Here is an 18,603-nt window from a genome sequence, read left to right on the forward strand (position 1 = left end):
GGGTTAAGTCTGTAGCCTGTTGTCATGTCGCCGGGTCCTAGTGCCGTTGAAGTCCGCCTGTCCGATGAGGAACGCGCTGAGTTGTCCCGCTGGGTGAGTGGGGTGGTGGCGCCGCGGTTCGCGGAGCGGGCGCGCATCGTGCTGGCGTGTGCAGGCGGGGCGCCGAACGCGCAGGTGGCGGTCGAGGTCGGGGTGACCGTAGCGACGGTGAGGAAGTGGCGCGGGAAGTTCGCCGCCGATGGGTTGGCCGGACTTGAGGATGCCGCCCGAATCGGTCGGCCGAAGGCCGATCTGGTTCTGAGTGCGGACGAACGGGGCCAGTTGGTCCGATGGGCCCGGCGCGCGAAGACCGCCCAGTTTCTGGCTCTGCGGGCGAGGATCGTGCTGCGTTGCGCGGAGGGCGGGACGAACAGGCAGGCCGCGGTCGAGCTCGGTGTGGATGCCTCGACCGTCGACCGCTGGTGCAGTCGTTTCATCGCCCATCGTCTTGAAGGCCTGGTCGATGAGCCCCGTCCGGGCCGGCCGCCGTCGATTCTCCTTGACCAGGTCGAAGACGTGATCGTGGCGACGCTGGAGTCCACGCCGGGGAAGGATACTCACTGGTCGCGGGCCTCGATGGCAGCTCGGACGGGGCTATCGAAGTCGACCGTCGGCCGAATCTGGAAACGGTTCGAACTCAAGCCGCATCTGCAGGATTCCTTCAAGCTGTCCACCGACCCGCAGTTCGTGGCGAAGGTCGTCGACGTCGTCGGCTTGTATCACAACCCGCCTGAGCGGGCGGTGGTGTTATGCGTGGATGAGAAGAGCCAGATCCAGGCGCTGGACCGTTCACAGCCGGTGCTGCCGATGATGCCGGGCATGCCCGAGCGACGCACCCACGACTACCTGCGGCACGGCATCACGAGCCTCTTCGCCGCGTTCAACGTCGCCGACGGAACCGTCATCAGCGAACTCCACCGCCGCCATCGCGCGATCGAGTTCAAGAAGTTCCTGGTCACCATAGACAAAGCCGTGCCCCGCGAGCTCGACGTGCACCTGGTCTGCGACAACTACGCCACTCACAACACTTCTGAGATCAAGACGTGGCTGGCCAGACACCCCCGCTTCCACGTCCACTTCACCCCCACAGGCTCCTCCTGGATCAACCAGGTCGAGCGGTGGTTCGGTCTGCTGACCGACAAGCTCATCCGCCGCGGAGTCCACACCTCGGTGAAAGCACTGGAAGACGACATCCGGGCCTGGATCGAGAATTGGAACGAGAACCCGAAACCCTTTGCCTGGACGAAGACCGCCGACGAGATTCTCAAGTCCGTTGCCGACTACCTCACCAAGATCACCCCATCCAACCCGGGCAACCAGGCGCAGACTTAACCCTGAGATTTCTGGCGCAGAACACTAGGCGTCGCCGCCCCCAGCCCTCGGCCCGCCCTGTCGGGGCCCTTGGCCGCCCTCATCCCCGCGGCCCCGGCCGTGGAGCAGCCGGCGCAGCGCGCCGCGGTGCCCGGCGGGTTCTCCTCACCGGAGGCCGCTCCTGATCCCTCACCGGGGCACCGCCGCCCCTCCGCGCCCACCGTCAGCGTCGCTCGCGGGGCTGAGAACAAGGGGCCCATCCGGCGAGTCTTCGCAGGGCAGACGGACGCTCTGGCACGTGACTCATGAGGGCACGGGTATCAGGTTCGGGTGACGCCGTATCCCGTGTCGTTGAGGGCGGCCGTCCAGACGTCCCGGTTGAACCACTTGTTGATGTCCCGCCAGGCCGCGCGTGCCCGTGTCGGCCGAGCGTCGCATCATCACACTTCATCGAGGCGGCTGAATTCATGGGTTGCCAGGGGGAACAGTGACGAGAGAATGTTCGACTGCAGCTCTCCGGTGAGGGCGGACGCGAGGAATTGCGTGCACGATACGGGGTAATGTTCCCATCGGTCGCTCACCTCGTTCACCATGACGGTCCATTCGTTCGGCGCAAGGCCCGGAAGAACGAGCCAGTACAGGCATTCCCCGTTGTCCGTGGTCGCCCACGGGATGAGCACGGATTCCTCGGTCTCCAGTTCCGCCGGCTTCTTCTCGACCGTCCACAGGTCTTGCAGGTCTTCGAACTGGTATTTGGCCCACTTGAGGAGGTCGTAGTGCTTGTTGGGGCAGTCGGGCTCCAGGACGTAAAGGTAGTTGTCCCAGTAGCTTCCCCCGTAAACGCCGATGAGCTCCTTGTAGTCGTCGGGGAGCTCGACTGCGAGGGCGCGTTCGACCTCGCCCCAATCCTTGTCGCGGGGCTGGCTCGGCGCCGGGGCGATTTCGAGAAGACGTGCAAGGGCGTTGTTCACGGCGGGGGTCCTGTTTCTAAAGGTTGGCGAGTCCGGACGGACGGGATGATAGTAGGCGGGCAGGTGGCGGCGAGTCGCACCTACTCGACTACTCTCGTCATTCCTTCGGCTGATTGGGAATGAATGCGGTGTTGCCTGATTCAGTTATTCCGGTGCTCCAGTGCTGGGTGAACGTGAGCCGTTCGATCCATAAGCCTCGATGTATACCCCGGTGGGGATTTTATCGGTCCCGTTGTATCGGGGGGTGACGCTGTACTGGATTGTCTCCCCGGCTTCCACTGCGGCCCTTACTTGGTTCTCGATTTTCCGCATGACGGGGGAATTTGCGTAGGCGTGCATGGTGACGAAATTCGCCGGATCCCAGTTGGATCCGCCGAGCTGCGCGGCAAGGAGGTGGGCTCGGTTGTACCCCTGCTTCTCCGCCCCCGAGCGTCGACGTTCGGCCAGGTCAGCAGGCCGCTGCGCATCGGCCTACACCTCGTCCGCCAGCGCTCTCTCGCACCGGACGTCACCGCCAACCCGGCTCCCCGCCGTACCACCGCCGTGATCAGCCTGGCCAGCAGCCGTTGCAAAGGTGCACGCCAGCGCATGCCGGGGCTTGCGGTGGGGCCACCGTCGCCCTTGCCGTTCACACCTCCTTCCGGGTCCTGCTACCCCCAGTACGTCAGCAGCAGGTACCGGGCGATCTCCCGCAGCACGCCCCAGGACTCCACGGGGGCAAGATTTGCTGTGCCATCGCGCCATCCTGCCCCGCACGCCCGTTCGAGGCCCCTGGGGCTGCCAGGACTGTCAGCCGTTGACGGGCCGTGGCCGGACAACTGGAAGGTGACGGTACGGACGTGCGCGGCCCGGTCCGGGGGCACTGTGTACGCGTACGCCGAAGTGCGCTGGGACGGGGCGAGTTTCTACCCCGTGGACGACCCGACGATCTTCGACGGGGCCAAGCTACGGGTGCAGATCAAGCAATCCCGCGAAGGCACCGACCCCGTGGTGGACGAGCGCGACTTCCCTGGCCTTGAGGCGCGGCTGGAGGACAGCACGTCCAGCGGTGCGCGGTCCGGTATCTACCGGACGCCGACCATCAGCCACCGGGCTGGCGCGGCCGCGCTCGGCGATTCGGCGCTGTTCCTGGACTGGCATGGCGACGGACGCGGTTACCAACGCCACGACTACACCGCATCCCGACCGTTTGACCCGTGATCAGTCGCCGGGGGCGGGCGCGTCGTTCTGGCCATGCGCGAGGATCGGCAGCAGCGCCTCGGCCGCGTCGCACACGGTGCACGCCGTCGTGCCGGGCCGCGCGAGTGCGTCGAGTGCCTGCATGGTGCCCAGCGGGTGCGCGCGGTCGGTGGCGCCGGAGCAGCCTTCGGCGTGGACGGTGGCGGGCCGGCCGTGGGCGCGGCCGTCGAGCAGCCACGCCCACCGGGCCGGCGCGGTACGGGTACGCGGGTGAGCCGGGATGCCGTCCAGGTCGACCCCAGGGAGCGGGCGCAGCTGCTCGGAGGTGACCCAGGTGCCGTACTCGGCCGGCTCCACGCCGCCCCCGGAGGTCGTCTGCCACAGGGGAACACCGATGCGGTACATCCATAGGCCGGAGTCGAGTTGCTGGCGTTCGTAGAGCCGTACCCGCTCGATGGCCTGCCCGTCGGGAAGGACCAGCGTGATCGCGGCCGAAGGGGAGGGTTCGGTCACGGTCAGGGGCGGGTGAACTGCTCCTGCCGGGCCTCTCGACAAGCCGTACAAAGGGGGTTCTCTGGGGCTACGACTGTGGCACGAGGCAGCGGACGGAGCGTTTGTGCAGCTCGACGCGCGGATTGCTCACCGTAGTTGGTGCAACAGGTGTGGTGCTATCGCCGGTTCGGGTGAGTCGCTCCTTTGTCTGGTTGAGGTGTGCGACATCCCGTGGGTTGCTCTGAGCCGCGCTGAGTCCTCGACCTCGTGGCCAGGGGATTCGTCTTCTCTCCGGCAGCGGTTCGCGGGCTGACGTAACTTCGGGATTCCTGAAGCGTTCTCACCATGCCTGATCGGTTCACGATCGGGGTGAAGGTGAGGGGGCTCGGGTTGGCGCTGGCTGTCGTACGGGACCTGCGCGATGTCCGGCCGCTGGCCACGGCGGAGGAGCTGGAGCAGTTCGAGACCGACGTGCTGGCGGGGTTCGTGCTGGCGCGGGCCTCGGCCGGGCTGGCGGACGGCACGATCCGCGGGGACGTCGGGCACCTGGAGCAGATGCGGTCCTGGTTCGGCCGACCGCTGTGGGAGATGGAGCCGCCCGACGCCGACGCGTACTTCGGGAAGGTACTGCGGGCATCGCCGAGCGGCACCCGGCTGGGGCGCTCTCAGGCGCTGACCACGTACTTCCTGTTCCTGGAGCTGCGGCACAAGGTCGAGATCCACCGGATGACCGGTCGGGTGATCGAGTGCCCGATCGACGAGATGAACCGGCCGCGCGGGTCGAAGGACGCGGCACTGCGGATTCCGCCGTCCGGGCCGGAGGTCAGGACGCTGTTCACCGCGTGGGGCGGCGAGCTGGCGACCTGCCGGAAGTTCGCCCCGACCGCCCGGAACTACACCGCCTCCAAACTGATGTCCCAGGTCGGGCTGCGGGTCAGCGAGGCGTGCAAGCTCGATTTGGCGGACATCAAGTGGGACCTGGGCCGCTTCGGCAAGCTCCACGTCCGCCACGGCAAGGGCGCCCGGGGCTCGGGCCCGCGCGAGCGGATGGTCCCCCTGATCAACGGCGCTGACCGCACGCTCCGCTGGTTCATCGAGGACGTCTGGGGCCAGTTCGACGACGACCACACCCGCCCCGGCGCCCCGCTGTTCCCCTCCGAACGCAGATGCGCTGACGGCTCCTCGGGCCGGGTCGGCGACGATGCTCTGCGCGGTGGGCTCAAGGCCGCGGCCACGGCGCACCTGCCGGGCTGGGGCGACAAGCTCACCCCGCACGTCCTGCGGCACTTCTGCGCGTCCGAGCTCTACCTGGGTGGACTCGACCTCATCGCGATCCAGGAAGTCCTCGGACATTCCTGGATCGCCACGACCATGCGATACGTCCACGTCCAGCAGACCCGGGTCGAGGACGCCTGGGTGGCCGGGCAGCAGCGGGCCGCGAAGCGTCTGGAAGGACTTCTGCAATGAAGTGGAATCTGCGGCTGACCGCCGCGAACCAGGGGATCTGGAAAGCTTCCGAGCTCCAGCGGAGCCTCGCCGAGCACGGCCTGGTGATCTCGGCCGGGAAGATGTCCGGGCTGTGGTCTGGCCAGCCGGTCTCCCTGAAGCTGGAGGACCTGGACGTCATCTGCGTCGTCCTCGGCTGCGAGATCGGCGACCTCCTGATCCCCGAGCCGGAGAAGGTGCACCGCCCCGGTCAGGAGGAGACGGTCCGGGCGGCTGTCGGCTCGGGGACCGCCGCGCCGAAGGTGATCCCCAAGCGCCGGGACGGCCGGTCGCTGCCCCCGGAGTGATCCGGTGACACGCTTCCCGAAGGGTTACGTCAAGCCCACCAGTTCCTGCCCTGGCTGCCTGGCCTGGGGCGACTTCCGCGGACGGCTCTGCCACACCTGCTACATGTTCGGCCGCGGACACGACGCGGCGGAATGCACCGGCTGCCGTCGCGTCCAGCCGCTGAAGTGGGACTACTGCCGCTTGTGCTGGTGCCAGGCCCGCCTCAGCGCGAAGGCCGTCATCGGCCATCCCACCGACGAGACGGACGTGCGGGACCGGCTCGCCGTCGTCCGACATCACCAGCTGTTCTTCGTCGGCATGCACTACCGCAGGAGACCGACGCCCCCGGCCCGGCGGAAGGGAGGACGGCGTGGAGCCCCGCGCAAACCACCTCCCGCGCCGGCCTGGCGCCCGGATGCCGGCTGGCGGCAGCCGCCGCTGTTCGAGCAGATCCCTCGGGACTTCGGCCGACTCGATCCGGCAGACGCCGACCTGGCTAGCCCGTGGCTGGCCTGGGCGAAGTACCTCGCCCACCGATTCGCCGAGGCCCGCGGCTGGGGACGCAACATCCGCTTCGCCGTCAACCGGGGCCTGGCCGTCGTCCTCACCGGCCACGTCGAAGGCGACGTGATCCGGCATACGGAGATCTTCGCCCCGCTACGGGCCTTGGACCTGCCCGTCGGCCACGTCGTCACGGTCCTGGAGGAGATGGGGATCTTTGAGGACGACAGCGAACCGTCCTTCGAACGCTGGCTCGTCGGGCGCCTGGAAGGACTCGCACCCGGCATCCGCTCGGAAGCCGAGCGCTGGACCCGCGTCCTGCGCGACGGCGGCCCCCGCAGTCTCCCACGACGCGAAGGAACGGTCTGGCTCTCCCTCAACCAGGTCCGCCCTGCCCTGCTGGAGTGGTCGAACCGCTATCACCACCTGCGGGAAGTAACCCGCGACGACGTCCTCACCTACGTCAAGACACTGCACGGTCACCAGCGGCGTGACCAACACGTCGCCCTGCGCTCGCTGTTCACCTGGGCCAAACGGCACGGGCTGGTCTTCCGCGACCCCACCAGCCGCATCAAGGTCGGGCAGAACGAGTACAGCGTGCTCCAACCGCTCCTTCCGGAGCAGGTCGAGAGCTCTGTCGCGGCGGCCACCACCCCGGCGGCACGGCTCGTCCTCGCCCTCGCGGCGGTCCACGCCGCCCGGGTCGCCCAGATCGCCACCCTCACGCTCGACGACGTCGACCTCGGCAACCGCCGGCTGACCATCGCCGGACGCGTCCGGCCTCTTGACGACCTCACCCTGAAGCTCCTGACGGACTGGCTGGGCCACCGGCGCTGCCGGTGGCCCAGCACCGCGAACCTCCACCTGCTGATCAACAACCAGACCGCCAACACGACCAGCCGGGCCAGCAACCACTGGATCAGCGCGCCGATGCGCGGACACAGGACGCCACCCTGGAGCGGCTCCGCGTCGACCGACAGCTTGAAGAGGCCATGGTTCACGGCCCTGACCCACTCCACCTTGCCGAGGTCTTCGGCCTCGACGAGAAGACCGCGATGCGTTACGCCGACTCGGCCCGTCAGCTGCTTCTGGTCTCACCCGGCGAGACCCTCGGCGGAACTGTCAGAGGAGCCGAATAGGGTCCAGTGACGTCCGTATCCAGTAGGAGAGACCGTGGCTCTCGACACCGTTGAGGCGATCCGCCAGCTTCAAGACCGCAGTTCCGCCAAGCGCCGCTCAGCCGCGAAGCGACTTCGGAAACTGGGCGACTCATATGCAGGCCCTGCCCTGCTAGAAGCCCTGAAGAACGAGGTGAGGGATTCACGGACCTGGGAAACCCAGTACCAGATGACGATGGCGCTCGGTACATGCGGCTCCCCCTCCGACCTTCCCTACCTGCGAGATCTCGTCCTTCAGCGCGAAACTCTCCATGCGGTTCACACTGCCGGGGGCGACGCCATCGTCCGGCTGAGCTACATGGAGCACTCCCACACTGAGACGATTCGCTGGTGCCTGAATACCGGTAACGAGACTCTTGTGGGCGGAGCGTTGCAGGCCGTGGCCATGCTCCGGCTTGGCCTCAACCAGGAAACCGTGACCGACATCATCGACTTCATCGAAGCTAGGTCCCCACAGGATGGGATCTACTTCTGGCCCACTGTTGCCGCGGCCGGCTGGACGGGGCAGCGAGTCCACCACTTCCTCACCTCATGCGTCTCCAGCCCTCGATCCGATGTCGCCGAAGCCGCCACGAACTCCCTTGCCGGGAACTACGGCGCCTACCGACCCCTGTAGGCGGACCCGCACCCAGGTTCGTCGTGAACCCAGGCCTTCTCGCGCAGAATCAGCTGCCGGACCCCTGGGTTCCTACCGAGAACCCTTCAGGGGTCTGTACGGTCAACGGTGGATCTTCGAACAGGAAGTGACACCTGATGACAGACGTGACCGTGTCGGCGGAGGCCGTGGCGGAGGTGCAGCCGTCCGGGTTGGCACCGGATGTTCTGGACGACCAGCTGATCAGTCAGCTGGTGGACCGGGCCAAGGCTGACGGGATCAAGCTGACGGGCCAGGGTGGTCTGCTGCAGCAGTTGACGAAGCGGATCCTCGAGTCGGCCCTGGAAGGCGAGATCACCGACCACCTCGGGCACGAGAAGCATGAGAAGGCTGGCTCGGGCAACACCCGGAACGGGACCCGGTCCAAGACCGTGGTGACCGAGGTCGGCCCGGTCGTTCTCGAAGTCCCGAGGGACCGGGAGGGCTCGTTCGAGCCGCAGATCGTCAAGAAGCGACAGCGCCGGCTGACCGGCGTCGACGAGATGGTGCTCTCGCTGTCGGCCCGCGGCCTGACCCACGGGGAGATCTCCGCTCACCTAGACGAGTAAGTCCGAAGTCTTCGGGCGCATGAAGCGAGGGTCTCGTTGGTTCGTTTGTGACGACAAACCTGGAGACCCTCGCGACTGCACTGTACGTGAGGATCGATGACTCTCTGGCAGGAACGCGGCGGACAGGCCGTCCGCCGAGGCTGACGGACGCCGAACTGTTGACACTCGCGGTCATGCAGGCCCTGCTCGGCTTCGTCTCTGAGGCACGCTGGCTGCGGTTCGCCCGCACCCATCTAGCCGCCGAATTCCCCTACCTGCCCGAACAGTCCGGCTACAACAAGCGTTTACGGGCCGCAAACACCCTGCTCAGCCGCTTCATCCGCACCCTCGCCCGCGACACCGACCTGTGGCACGACGACGTATGGGTCGTGGACTCCACACCCGTCGAATGTGCACGCTCCCGGCCCACCGTCAAACGATCCGACCTCGCCGGCTTGGCCGCCTACTCCTACTGCCCCTCGCACTCACGGTTCTTCTGGGGCCTGCGCCTGCACCTGCTCTGCACACCCGGCGGCCTGCCAATCGCCTGGGCCCTGGCCAACCCTAAAACCGACGAACGCGAGGTCCTGGCCGACATGCTCACAGGCGACCAGGACCTGCTGGCCACCCATCCCGGGCAGACGATCGTCGGCGACAAGGGCTACGTCTCCAAGCACCTGGACGCCTTCATGGCCGACCACGGCCTGACCCTGCTGCGGCCCAGCTACCGCAACAAGAAGCCCCGGCCGGGTGAGCACCTCCTCAAGCCGATCCGGCAGCTCATCGAGTCGGTCAACGACACCCTCAAAGGCCAGCTCGACCTCGAACGACACGGGGCCAGAACCCCAGCTGGAGTCCTGGCCCGCGTCGGACAACGCATCCTCGCCCTCACCGCAGCCATCTGGCACAACCGATCCAACGAAACACCGGTCGCACGATCACTGATCGCCTACGACCACTGACCAGCACTTCGGACTTACTCGTCTAGCGGAGGTCTACGGCGCCGAGGTCTCCAAGACGACCATCTCCACGATCACGGACAAGGTGATCGACGGCATGAACGAGTGGCAGAACCGGCCGCTCGACTCGGTCTATCCGGTTTTGTTCATTGACTGTGTCCACGTGAAGCTGCGGGACGGGAAGGTCGCGAACAGGCCGGTCTACGTGGTCCTGGCGGTCACCGTCGAGGGCACTCGCGAGATCTTGGGCTTGTGGGCCGGCGACGGGGGCGAGGGTGCCAAGTACTGGCTCCAGGTCCTCACGGAGATCAAGAACCGCGGCACGGAAGACGTCTGCATGGTCGTCTGTGACGGGTTGAAGGGGCTGCCTGAAGCGATCGGGGCCGTCTGGCCGCAGGCGATCACGCAGACGTGTGTCGTTCACCTGCTGCGGGCTTCGTTCCGTTACGCGGCCCGGCAGGACTGGGACAAGATCTCGAAGGCGCTCAAGCCCGTCTACACGGCGCCGACCGAGGACGCCGCCATGGAACGGTTCCTGGAGTTTCAGGAGGAATGGGGCCAGAAGTATCCCGCGATCGTCCGGTTGTGGGAGAACGCATGGGCCGAGTTCGTGCCGTTTCTGCAGTTCGACACCGAGATACGGCGGATCGTCTGCACGACGAACGCCATCGAGTCCGTGAACGCACGGATCCGCAAGGCCGTCCGGGCCCGTGGGCACTTCCCGAACGAGCAGGCCGCCATCAAGTGCGTCTACATGGCCATCATGAGCCTCGACCCCACCGGCCAGGGAGGCAAACGCTGGACCCAGCGCTGGAAGGCCGCTCTGAACGCCTTCGACATCACCTTCGACGGCCGGCTCTCAGCCGCCCGCCGCTGAAACCCCAACAACTCCAAAACCACCGTTAACTTTACGGACCCACACCCAGGGCGTGCCCCGAGCGCGGTGGCAGCAGCCGCGGCCGAGAGGACGGCGAGCAGGGTGAACAGGGCGGGGTAGCCGCCGAGGGGTCTGGCCAGGACTGCGCCGGCGAAGGGGGCGAGGGCGGCTGCGGCGTGTGCGGGTGCTCCGAGGAGTCCGGAGAGTCGGCCGTAGTGGGTGGTGCCCCAGCGGTCGGTGACGGCGGTGGCCTGGAGGAGGGTGAGGTTGCCGCGGATCACTCCGGCGAGGACGGATACGGCGACGAGCAGGGTGTAGGGGCCGGCCACGGTGGCGAGGGCTGCGGTGGTGAGGGCGCCGAGAGCGATCAGGGTGACGGTGCGGGCGGTGACGCCGAGATGGCGGGCGAGGGCGGCGTACAGGGTGCGGCCGAGGGTCTGGCCGGCGCCGCCGAGGCCGAGGGCCCAGGCGGCTTGGGTGATGGTGTAGCCGCGTTCGAGGAGGAGGGGGACGAGGCCGATGACGACGGCGTACATCGCGAACGCGGACAGGGTGAACGTGACGGCCAGCATCCAGAACGCCCGGCTGCGCACGACCTGCTCGTGGCCGCCGGTGACGTGCGGCGGGCTCGGCGGGGCCTGCGGCCACGGGGCCTTCAGCGCGATCGCGTGGGCCGGGACGGTCAGGGCCGCGAGGATGCCGGTGAGTACGACGTAGGTGGCGCGCCAGGACATGTGGTCGGCGAGGATCGCGGTCAGGGGTGCGAAGACGGTGGAGGCGAGCCCGCCGGCGAGGGTGACGATCGTGAGCGCGCGGATGTGGTCGGGGCCCCACCAGCGGGTGAGGGCTGCGAAGGCGGGCTGGTAGAGGATCGCGGCCATCGCCGCTCCGGCGAGCAGCCATCCGGCGAAGAAGACGGCCAGGTTGGGGGCCGCGGCGATCACCAGCAGGCTCAGCGAACCCAGGACGGAGCCAGCCGTCATGACGGTGCGGGGGCCGCGGTGGTCCAGGACGCGGCCGACGTAGATCCCCGCTATGGCGGAGACGACGAGGGCGGCGGAGAACGCCGCGGTGGTCGCGCCCGCGCTCCAGCCGGTGTCGGCGGTGATGGCCGGGTTGAGGACGATGAAGGCGTAGTAGACGATGCCCCAGCTGGTGATCTGGGTGAGGCACAGGGCGGGCAGGACGGCGCGTGGCCGCGACCGGACCCCCGTCCCGGCCGCGGCCAGGCCGCTTTGAAGGTCGCTCACCTCAGCAGCCGCCCGAGGAAGCGGGAGCGGGAGCGGCGCCGATGGTGAGGGTGGCCGGAGCTGCGCAGCAGCCACCACCGTCGTTCTGCTCGGAGGCTTCCGGCTCGTCGAAGAGGCCCGCGCCGCCGCACACGCCGGTTTCGGGGAGGGTGAGTTCGACGCGCTCGGCGGCTTCCTGGTCGCCAGCGAGGTGGGCGGCGATGGAGCGGACCTGCTCGTAGCCGGTCATCGCGAGGAAGGTGGGGGCGCGGCCGTAGGACTTCATGCCGACGAGGTAGACGTCCTTCTCGGGGTGGGAGAGCTCGTTCACGCCGTGGGGGTAGACGGTGCCGCAGGAGTGCTGGTTGGGGTCGATCAGCGGGGCGAGCGCGGTCGGGGCCTGGAGGCGCTCGTCGAGGCCGAGGCGCAGCTCGTCCAGGAAGGACAGGTCAGGGCGGAAGCCGGTCAGGACGATGACCTCGTCCACCGGGTCGAGACGGCGGCCGTCCTCGCCGATGAGGATCACGAGGCCCTCCCCGTCACGCTCGAAGGCGTCCGTGCGGAAACCGGTGATCGCGTCGGCGTAGCCGTTGTCGACGGCCGCCTTGGCCGCCAGGCCGAGGGCGCCGCGGGCGGGGAGTTGGTCGGCCTCGCCGCCGCCGAAGGTCGAGCCGGAGATCCCTCGGCGGAGGATCCACGTGGCGTGAGTCCCCTGGCCGTGCTCGGACGTGGCGAGATCGGCGAGGTAGGCGAGGGCGGTGAAGGCGGAGGCGCCGGAGCCGATGACCGCGGTGCGCTTGCCCGCGTAGCGGGCGCGGATGGCGGGGTCCTTCAGGTCCGGGACGCGGTAGGTGATGCGGGTGGCGGCGGCCTTCTCGCCGAGGGCGGCGAGTCCGCTGCCGCTGGCGGGGCTGGGGGTGGACCAGGTGCCGGAGGCGTCGATGACGGCGCGGGCGAAGAGGCGGTGCTCGTGGCCGTCGGCGTTCTCGTAGTGGACGACGAAGGGCTGGGTGTCGCGGTCGGCGTCGACGATGCGGTCGCGGCCGGTGCGGGAGACGCCGGTGACGCGTGCTCCGTAGCGGATCTGTTCGCCGAGTACGTCGGCGAGCGGCTGGAGGTAGCGCTCTGCCCAGTCACCCCCGGAGGGGTAGGTGTCCTCGGCGGGCTTGGTCCATCCGGTCGGGGCCAGGAGCTTCTCGGCGGCCGGGTCGACGAGTTCGCCCCAGCGGGAGAACAGCCGTACGTGAGCCCACTCGCGCACGGCGGCCCCGGCGAGCGGGCCGGCTTCCAGGACGAGGGGCGCGATGTCGCGGTCGAGGAGGTGGGCGGCGGCCGCGAGTCCGGCGGGGCCGGCCCCGATGACGACGACGGGCAGCTCGGTGGTGGTCTCGCTCATGGCATGTCTCCGGGTCTTCGTGCAGGCGGGCGGGTGGGGACTTCGGATGGTCAGCAGCAGCCGGCGCCGGTGGCGACGGCCTCGCGCTTGGCCTGCGGGTCGCAGCAGGCTCCGGCCGCCTCCGCGCCCTCGCTGGTGCCGCAGCAGGGTGAGGACTGGGCGGGCGCCACTTCGGCGGCGGGTACGGGGGCGGTGCCGCAACAGGAGCCCGTCGTCGCGGCGCGGTTCGGGCTGGTGGGGCTGATCGGCTCGTTCATGACGACTCCCTTGTGTTTCGAAGTTTGTCTATGGCTTGCGTGATCAGCATGGCATCTGTATCGATGGACGTCAACATAGACGTTCATCTAATTCTTAGGGGTTGCCGTGGAGCAGGTGGAAGCCGTCGTCATCGGGGGGCGGGCAGTCGGGGTTGGCCACTGCGCATGCGCTGGTCAGGGCGGGACTGAAGCCGGTGGTGCTGGAGGCGTCGGGGCGGGCAGCCGGCTCATGGCCGCACTACTACGACAGCCTGACCCTGTTCTCGCCGGCCCGGTTCAGCGCTCTGCCCGGCCTGCTGTTCGGCGGGGATCCGGACCGCTACCCGCACCGGGACGAGGTCGTCGCCTACTTGACCGTCTACGCCGCCCGCCTACAGGCCGACATCCGCACCGGCCGGCGCGTGACCGCGATCCGGGCCGACGGTGCCGGGTTCAAAGTCGAGCTGGAGGGCGGCGGGCAGCTGTGGGCGCGGGCGGTGGTCGCCGCCTCGGGCAGCTTCGGCCGCCCGCACCGCCCTGACCTGCCGGGCCTGGAGACCTTCGCCGGCCAGGTCCTGCACGCGGCCGACTACCGCAGCCCGGCCCAGTTTGCCGGGCAGCGTGTGGTGGTGATCGGGGCGGGGAACTCCGCGGTGCAGATCGCCGCCGAGCTCGCCCTCGAAAGCCGCACGAGCCTGGCCATGCGGGCGCCGGTGAGGTTCACCCGACAGCACCTGCTGGGCAAGGACCTGCACTTCTGGCTCACCCGCACCGGCCTGGACACCGCCCCGCTCGGATGGCTGCTGAAGACTCCGCCCGCCCCGCCGGTCCTGGACGACGGCCGCTACCGCGCCGCTCTCACCGCCGGCGCCCCCGACCGCCGCCCGATGTTCACCCGCCTCGCCGACGACCGGGTCACGTGGGCCGACGGCATCACGGAGCGGCTGGACGCGCTGATCCTCGCCACCGGCTACCGCCCCCACCTGCCCTACCTCGCCGGACTCGAAGGCGCCCTCGACCCGGCCGGACACCCCCACCACCGCGGCGGCGCCTCCCCTGCCTATTCGAGCCTGGCGTTCGTCGGGCTGGAGTGGCAGCGCAGCCTGTCCTCGAACACGCTGCGCGGCGTCGGCCGTGATGCCGCCCGGGCGGCCCGCCGACTGGCCGCCCACCTGGCCCGCGCCTGACCCACTCCCCTCTTAGTTCGATGTGTGTCAACATAGACGTATGTCGAATGTGAAGGTTCTGCCGTTGCTGGAGCCCGACGTCGTCGCGGCCTGCTGCCCGCCGCTGAACGAGCGCCCGATGTCGGCCGAGGAGGCCGAGGTCGCGGCGAAGATGTTCAAGGCCCTCGGTGACCCCGTGCGCCTGCGCCTGTTCTCCGCTGTCGCCTCCCACGAGGGCGGGGAGGCATGTGTGTGCGACATCTCCGACGTCGGGGTCTCCCAGCCCACCGTCTCCCACCATTTGAAGAAGCTGAAGGAGGCGGGTCTGCTGTCCTCCGAGCGCCGGGGGACGTGGGTCTATTACCGGGTCGAGCCGTCCGTGCTCGCTGCCATGGGCGCGCTGCTGGCCGGCGCCGCGAAGACGGCGTGACCGTGGTGCGGATCGAGGCGCTGCTTGCCGCGCACGCCGAGCAGGTGCTGGGTATCTGCCAGGCGGGGATCGACGAGGGCAAAGCGACCTTCGAGACGCAGGCCCCCGTGTGGGCCGTGTTCGACAAGGCCAAGCTGCCTGGCCACCGTTTCGTCGCCCTCGACGACGGCGGCAGGGTGTTGGGCTGGGTCGCGGCGAGTGCCGTCTCGGACCGGTGCGCGTACGCGGGCGTGGTCGAGCACTCCGTCTACGTCCACCCCGATGGCCGTGGCCGCGGCGTCGCCCGCGCCCTGCTGGACGCTCTGATCGCCTCGACGGAGGCGGACGGCATTTGGACCATCCAGTCCGGGATCTTCCCCGAGAACACCGCCAGCCTGGCCCTCCACGCACGAGCCGGGTTCCGTGTCATCGGCACGCGTGAGCGCATCGGCCGGCACCACGGGGCGTGGCGGGACGTGGTGTTGCTGGAGCGCCGCAGTCCACAGATTGTCTGACACTGCCGGTCTGGCCGCGGGCGTCAGTCAGCGTCGTGCAGGGTGAGTTGGCGGCGGTGGAAGTCGAAGTGCTGGGTGGGGTAGCGGTAGATGTCCGCGAGGGTCATGAAGTCCTTGAAGAACGGATCCCAGCGGACGGGGTAGTGCATGCCCCGGGCGAGCCGGGCATCCGGCTCCGAGATCAGGTGGCGGTGCAGGGAGTCGATGATGCGATCGAATGCGGCACCCATCCGCTGCGGCCCGTAGAACTTCACCGCCCCGCGTGGGCCGACGTAGTTGACCCAGTCGAACGGCACGGTCGCCGCGTCCAGCACTCGGGCGAAAGCCCTGCTCGCGCGCCGTGGCAGCCGGCCGAAGACGCGGACCAGGAGCAGCAGACGCAAGATGAGCATGTAGCCGAACAGCATGTGCCACAGCAGCTGCTCGTTGGTCCACCTGGTGTCGTGGGTGGCACTGGAGAGTTCCTCCTCGGAGGCACTGTCGAGCAGGCGGTGGAAGGTCTGGCGGGCACGCTCATAGTCCTCGTGCACGGCCTGCCGGTCCATCGCGATCGCGTTCATCATGGCCTGCCATTTTGGGCCGCACTCGACGAGTCGGCCGGGGTGGCAATGATGCCCACTGCAGGCCGGGGCGTAACGGAGGCGGATGCGGCCGAATGGTCAGCCGTCCTGGAGGAGCGGGCCGAAGGTCTGCTGCCCGATCTGGGTGGCGCGGGACTGGCCGACGATCTCACCGCGCACCTCGGGGTGCGCCAGCTGCCATTGCTCGGCCGAGGACTGGCCGGTGAAGAAGTTGAGGGCGTCGCAGCACACCGTGGCGGCCGGGCCTGCACCTTTGCGACGCCCGACGAATACGACCGCCGCGGCAGGCTCCCAGATTGGCGCGCCGTTGCTGAAGGTGACTGTCACTGGGCGGCCGTCGACGGGATCGGTGGAGGAGACGGTCACGTCCTGGCCGAGCATCGCGGAAATACCGAGGGCGTCGATGTCCGCGACGCCCAGGGCGCGGGCCTGACGCTCGCCGAGATCCGGTCGGTCCTGGAGATCAGAGACAGCGGGCAGGCCCCGTGCGGGCAGGTCACACGCCTCATCGGTCAGCGGCTGGGGGATATCGAGCAGCGGATGGCCGAGCTCCGCCAGACCCGCACCGCGCTGCGCGAGCTCGCCCGGCGGGCCGCCGTCACCGACCCCGACACCTGCTCCGAAGGCGAGATCTGCACCATCCTCACGCGACCGTGACCGGCTCCGGAACGTCGATGCTGATACCCAGCAGGTCGGCGGGCCGTTTGACCGGGGAGCCCGTCTTCATGGTCGAAGGAGCTCGGCGATCTCGCGGGCGGCGTCGCGGGCGGGGCGGCCGACGCCGATGAGGGTGGCGGAGGCCGGGCCGGTCCAGTCGCCGTAGCCGAGCAGGTGCAGGCGCGGCTCGTCCGCGGCGCGGGTGCCGACGGTCGCGATGCGGCCGCGTGTGCCGCGCAGGCGCAGGGAGGCGAAAGGCGCGAGCGCGGGACGGAAGCCGGTGCACCAGATGACCGCGTCCGCCTCGGCCCGGGTGCCGTCTGCCCACTCGACCCCGGTCGCCGTGAGATGGGCGAACATGGGCCGGGCGCTGAGGAGTCCGGTGTCGCGGGCGGCGCGTACGGGCGGGACGGCGACGATGTCGCCGAGGGAGGCGACGCCGCCGGTGTCGGTGCGGCCTTCGTCGAGGGCGCGTCGGCGGGCGGTCGCCGCGTCGAAGAGTGCTCGGCCGTCGATGTCGTCGGCGAGGTAGCGGGGCGGGCGCTGGGTGACCCAGGTCAGGTCGATGCCGGCGTGGGTGAGGTCGGCGGCGATCTGGGCTCCGGAGTTGCCGCCCCCGACCACGATCACGCGCTGCCCGGCGAACTCGGACGGGCTGCGGTATTGGACGGTGTGCAGCTGGCGGCCCTGGTAGTCGCGCCGGCCGGGAACTGCCGGGAGGAAGGGGCGGGTCCAGGTGCCGGTGGCGCTGATGACGGCCCGCGCGGTCCAGGATCCGGAGTCCGTCTCGACCCGCAGGCGGGGCCCGTCGCGGTGCACGCTCTCGGCCCAGGTGCCTCGCTGGACGGGGAGTTCGTAGCGCTTCTCGTAGTCGGTGAGGTAGTCGACGACGTGGGCGGCGTCCGGGTAGAGCTCGCCCTCCTGGACGGGCATGAGCCGGCCGGGCAGGGAGGAGTACTGGGCGGGGGAGAAGAGGCGCAGGGAGTGCCAGGTGTGCTGCCAGGCTCCGCCGGGCGCCGCCTGGGCGTCGAGGATGACGTGCTCGATGCCCAGGCGGCGCAGGTGGTATCCGGCGGCGAGCCCTGCTTGGCCGCCGCCGATCACCACCACGTCCGTGCGCTGCGTCATGCCGCAGGCGTCCCGCTGTCCGTCTTGCCGCGCATGAAGATGACCGCCACCAGGGCCAGGCCCACCACGGCGCCGACGAGCTGCATGCCGATGAAGCCGGGCACGGAGGCCGGGGCGATGCCGGCGAAGGTGTCGGTGAAGGCGCGGCCGATGGTGACGGCCGGGTTGGCGAAGGAGGTGGAGGAGGTGAACCAGTAGGCGGCGCCGATGTACGAGGCGACGGCGACGGGCGCGAAGCGGAGCCTGTCGGTGCGGGCCAGGCCGAAGATCAGCAGGATCAGGCCGGCGGTCGCGACGACCTCGCCCAGCAGCAGGTTGCCGGCGGAGCGGTCGTGGGTGGACCACTTGACCAGGGGCTCGCCGAACATCGCGTCCGCCAGGATGGCGCCCGCGATAGCGCCGGCGATCTGCGAGGGCACGTAGACGGCGAGCTCGCGGGCGGTGACTCCGGCGCCGCCGCGGCGGGCGGTCCACCATTCGGCCAGGGTGACGGCCGGGTTGAAGTGGGCGCCGGAGACCGGGCCGAGGAGCGCGATGAGGACGCCGAGCCCGAAGACGGTGGCGGTGGAGTTGGCCAGGAGCTGGAGGGCCACGTCCTGGGTGAGTTTCGTGGCCTGGATGCCCGAGCCGACGACGACCGCGACGAGCGTTGCGGTGCCGACGAGCTCGGCGGCGGCGCGGGCGATCAGCGGGGTGCGGGGCGGGGTGGCGCCTGGGGCGGGCTGGGGCGCGTCGGCGGCTATGTCGCTCTCCGCTGCGGGGGCGGCGACGGGCTCGGTGGCGGTCAAGGCGGGTTCTCCTCGGGCAGGTGAGCAAAGCGCGGA

General features: G+C 69.3%; 21 protein-coding genes and 2 pseudogenes. 13 read left to right on the plus strand and 10 right to left on the minus strand.

The window, feature by feature from the left end; translation table 11 throughout:
- The first annotated feature begins 24 nt into the window (after positions 1-24).
- Positions 25-1,371, plus strand: a complete 1,347-nt coding sequence (locus tag OG386_RS45875; RefSeq protein ID WP_328786269.1) for an IS630 family transposase — start codon at positions 25-27, stop codon at positions 1,369-1,371.
- 419 nt (positions 1,372-1,790) lie between these two features.
- On the opposite strand, the gene OG386_RS45880 is transcribed toward OG386_RS45875, so the two are convergent.
- Positions 1,791-2,321 (minus strand): SMI1/KNR4 family protein, encoded by a 531-nt coding sequence (locus OG386_RS45880; RefSeq protein WP_328786268.1) that lies wholly within the window; start codon positions 2,319-2,321, stop codon positions 1,791-1,793.
- A gap of 144 nt (positions 2,322-2,465) precedes the next feature.
- On the minus strand, positions 2,466-2,768 hold the full coding sequence (locus tag OG386_RS45885; protein WP_328793120.1) for a DNA/RNA non-specific endonuclease: 303 nt from the start codon (positions 2,766-2,768) through the stop codon (positions 2,466-2,468).
- Positions 2,769-3,233: 465 nt separating this feature from the next.
- Between OG386_RS45885 and OG386_RS45890 the strand changes: the two genes are divergently transcribed.
- Positions 3,234-3,521 carry a hypothetical protein gene (locus OG386_RS45890; RefSeq protein ID WP_328786267.1) on the plus strand — a complete coding sequence of 96 codons (288 nt, stop codon included), beginning with the start codon at positions 3,234-3,236 and terminating at the stop codon, positions 3,519-3,521.
- On the opposite strand, the gene OG386_RS45895 is transcribed toward OG386_RS45890, so the two are convergent.
- Complete coding sequence (locus OG386_RS45895; protein WP_328786266.1) at positions 3,522-4,013, minus strand: DUF6233 domain-containing protein; 492 nt, start codon at positions 4,011-4,013, stop codon at positions 3,522-3,524. It lies immediately after the preceding gene.
- A 324-nt stretch (positions 4,014-4,337) separates the two neighbouring features.
- On the opposite strand from OG386_RS45895, the gene OG386_RS45900 reads away from it, so the two are divergent.
- The 7 genes and pseudogenes from OG386_RS45900 to OG386_RS45930 all read left to right on the plus strand — a co-directional run.
- The gene (locus OG386_RS45900) at positions 4,338-5,459 is read left to right on the plus strand and encodes a tyrosine-type recombinase/integrase (protein WP_328786265.1); all 1,122 of its coding nucleotides are present in this window, start codon (positions 4,338-4,340) and stop codon (positions 5,457-5,459) included.
- The gene (locus tag OG386_RS45905) at positions 5,456-5,785 is read left to right on the plus strand and encodes a helix-turn-helix domain-containing protein (protein ID WP_328786264.1); all 330 of its coding nucleotides are present in this window, start codon (positions 5,456-5,458) and stop codon (positions 5,783-5,785) included. The genes OG386_RS45900 and OG386_RS45905 overlap by 4 nt, the downstream gene beginning before the upstream one ends.
- Before the next feature lie 4 nt (positions 5,786-5,789).
- The gene (locus OG386_RS45910; RefSeq protein ID WP_328786263.1) at positions 5,790-7,415 is read left to right on the plus strand and encodes a hypothetical protein; all 1,626 of its coding nucleotides are present in this window, start codon (positions 5,790-5,792) and stop codon (positions 7,413-7,415) included.
- Between the two features lie 24 nt (positions 7,416-7,439).
- Positions 7,440-8,060: a HEAT repeat domain-containing protein gene (locus tag OG386_RS45915; RefSeq protein WP_328786262.1), complete on the plus strand. Its 621-nt coding sequence runs from the start codon at positions 7,440-7,442 to the stop codon at positions 8,058-8,060.
- Between the two features lie 137 nt (positions 8,061-8,197).
- Positions 8,198-8,644 (plus strand): annotated as a pseudogene (locus OG386_RS45920) (transposase); the annotation flags it as partial.
- A 50-nt stretch (positions 8,645-8,694) separates the two neighbouring features.
- On the plus strand, positions 8,695-9,588 hold the full coding sequence (locus OG386_RS45925) for an IS982 family transposase (RefSeq protein ID WP_328786261.1): 894 nt from the start codon (positions 8,695-8,697) through the stop codon (positions 9,586-9,588).
- Between the two features lie 25 nt (positions 9,589-9,613).
- Positions 9,614-10,453, plus strand: a pseudogene (locus OG386_RS45930) (IS256 family transposase); the annotation flags it as partial.
- On the opposite strand, the gene OG386_RS45935 reads toward OG386_RS45930, so the two are convergent.
- From OG386_RS45935 to OG386_RS45945, 3 genes are read right to left on the minus strand one after another with little or no spacing between them, the layout of a single operon-like run.
- The gene (locus tag OG386_RS45935; protein WP_328786260.1) at positions 10,336-11,712 is read right to left on the minus strand and encodes an MFS transporter; all 1,377 of its coding nucleotides are present in this window, start codon (positions 11,710-11,712) and stop codon (positions 10,336-10,338) included. The pseudogene OG386_RS45930 and the gene OG386_RS45935 overlap by 118 nt on opposite strands.
- Position 11,713: 1 nt before the next feature.
- The gene (locus OG386_RS45940; RefSeq protein WP_328786259.1) at positions 11,714-13,087 is read right to left on the minus strand and encodes an NAD(P)-binding domain-containing protein; all 1,374 of its coding nucleotides are present in this window, start codon (positions 13,085-13,087) and stop codon (positions 11,714-11,716) included.
- Between the two features lie 50 nt (positions 13,088-13,137).
- On the minus strand, positions 13,138-13,344 hold the full coding sequence (locus tag OG386_RS45945; protein WP_328786258.1) for a hypothetical protein: 207 nt from the start codon (positions 13,342-13,344) through the stop codon (positions 13,138-13,140).
- Positions 13,345-13,496: 152 nt separating this feature from the next.
- Between OG386_RS45945 and OG386_RS45950 the strand changes: the two genes are divergently transcribed.
- From OG386_RS45950 to OG386_RS45960, 3 genes are read left to right on the plus strand one after another with little or no spacing between them, the layout of a single operon-like run.
- Positions 13,497-14,510 carry a flavin-containing monooxygenase gene (locus OG386_RS45950; protein WP_328786257.1) on the plus strand — a complete coding sequence of 338 codons (1,014 nt, stop codon included), beginning with the start codon at positions 13,497-13,499 and terminating at the stop codon, positions 14,508-14,510.
- A 40-nt stretch (positions 14,511-14,550) separates the two neighbouring features.
- Complete coding sequence (locus OG386_RS45955; protein ID WP_030724816.1) at positions 14,551-14,919, plus strand: ArsR/SmtB family transcription factor; 369 nt, start codon at positions 14,551-14,553, stop codon at positions 14,917-14,919.
- On the plus strand, positions 14,916-15,413 hold the full coding sequence (locus OG386_RS45960) for a GNAT family N-acetyltransferase (protein ID WP_328786256.1): 498 nt from the start codon (positions 14,916-14,918) through the stop codon (positions 15,411-15,413). The genes OG386_RS45955 and OG386_RS45960 overlap by 4 nt, the downstream gene beginning before the upstream one ends.
- 23 nt (positions 15,414-15,436) lie before the next feature.
- On the opposite strand, the gene OG386_RS45965 is transcribed toward OG386_RS45960, so the two are convergent.
- On the minus strand, positions 15,437-15,976 hold the full coding sequence (locus tag OG386_RS45965) for a DinB family protein (protein ID WP_328786255.1): 540 nt from the start codon (positions 15,974-15,976) through the stop codon (positions 15,437-15,439).
- A 96-nt stretch (positions 15,977-16,072) separates the two neighbouring features.
- Entirely contained in the window at positions 16,073-16,375 is a 303-nt protein-coding gene (gene merB, locus OG386_RS45970) for an organomercurial lyase (RefSeq protein ID WP_328793119.1), read from the minus strand.
- A gap of 81 nt (positions 16,376-16,456) precedes the next feature.
- Here merB and OG386_RS45975 point away from each other — a divergent pair, with 81 nt between their 5' ends.
- Positions 16,457-16,651: a MerR family DNA-binding protein gene (locus tag OG386_RS45975; RefSeq protein ID WP_443053336.1), complete on the plus strand. Its 195-nt coding sequence runs from the start codon at positions 16,457-16,459 to the stop codon at positions 16,649-16,651.
- Positions 16,652-16,717: 66 nt separating this feature from the next.
- Here the strand turns inward: OG386_RS45975 and OG386_RS45980 are convergent, their stop codons facing one another.
- Positions 16,718-17,779 (minus strand): ArsO family NAD(P)H-dependent flavin-containing monooxygenase, encoded by a 1,062-nt coding sequence (locus tag OG386_RS45980; RefSeq protein ID WP_328786254.1) that lies wholly within the window; start codon positions 17,777-17,779, stop codon positions 16,718-16,720.
- Positions 17,776-18,567 (minus strand): aquaporin, encoded by a 792-nt coding sequence (locus tag OG386_RS45985; RefSeq protein WP_328786253.1) that lies wholly within the window; start codon positions 18,565-18,567, stop codon positions 17,776-17,778. Before OG386_RS45985 ends, OG386_RS45980 begins: the two co-directional genes overlap by 4 nt.
- Between the last annotated feature and the right edge of the window lie 36 nt (positions 18,568-18,603).

It is taken from the genome of Streptomyces sp. NBC_00273, from assembly GCF_036178145.1.
In the GTDB taxonomy this organism is placed as follows: Bacteria; Actinomycetota; Actinomycetes; order Streptomycetales; family Streptomycetaceae; genus Streptomyces.

What these genes read in the sequence shown, in the direction of transcription:
- OG386_RS45980 (WP_328786254.1), bottom strand. Translation starts at nt 17,779, where the DNA reads ATGACGCAGCGCACGGACGTGGTGGTGATCGGCGGCGGCCAAGCAGGG.
- OG386_RS45905 (WP_328786264.1), top strand. Translation starts at nt 5,456, where the DNA reads ATGAAGTGGAATCTGCGGCTGACCGCCGCGAACCAGGGGATCTGGAAA.
- OG386_RS45940 (WP_328786259.1), bottom strand. Translation starts at nt 13,087, where the DNA reads ATGAGCGAGACCACCACCGAGCTGCCCGTCGTCGTCATCGGGGCCGGC.
- OG386_RS45955 (WP_030724816.1), top strand. Translation starts at nt 14,551, where the DNA reads ATGTCGAATGTGAAGGTTCTGCCGTTGCTGGAGCCCGACGTCGTCGCG.
- merB (WP_328793119.1), bottom strand. Translation starts at nt 16,375, where the DNA reads ATGCTCGGCCAGGACGTGACCGTCTCCTCCACCGATCCCGTCGACGGC.
- OG386_RS45875 (WP_328786269.1), top strand. Translation starts at nt 25, where the DNA reads ATGTCGCCGGGTCCTAGTGCCGTTGAAGTCCGCCTGTCCGATGAGGAA.
- OG386_RS45900 (WP_328786265.1), top strand. Translation starts at nt 4,338, where the DNA reads ATGCCTGATCGGTTCACGATCGGGGTGAAGGTGAGGGGGCTCGGGTTG.
- OG386_RS45965 (WP_328786255.1), bottom strand. Translation starts at nt 15,976, where the DNA reads ATGATGAACGCGATCGCGATGGACCGGCAGGCCGTGCACGAGGACTAT.
- OG386_RS45945 (WP_328786258.1), bottom strand. Translation starts at nt 13,344, where the DNA reads ATGAACGAGCCGATCAGCCCCACCAGCCCGAACCGCGCCGCGACGACG.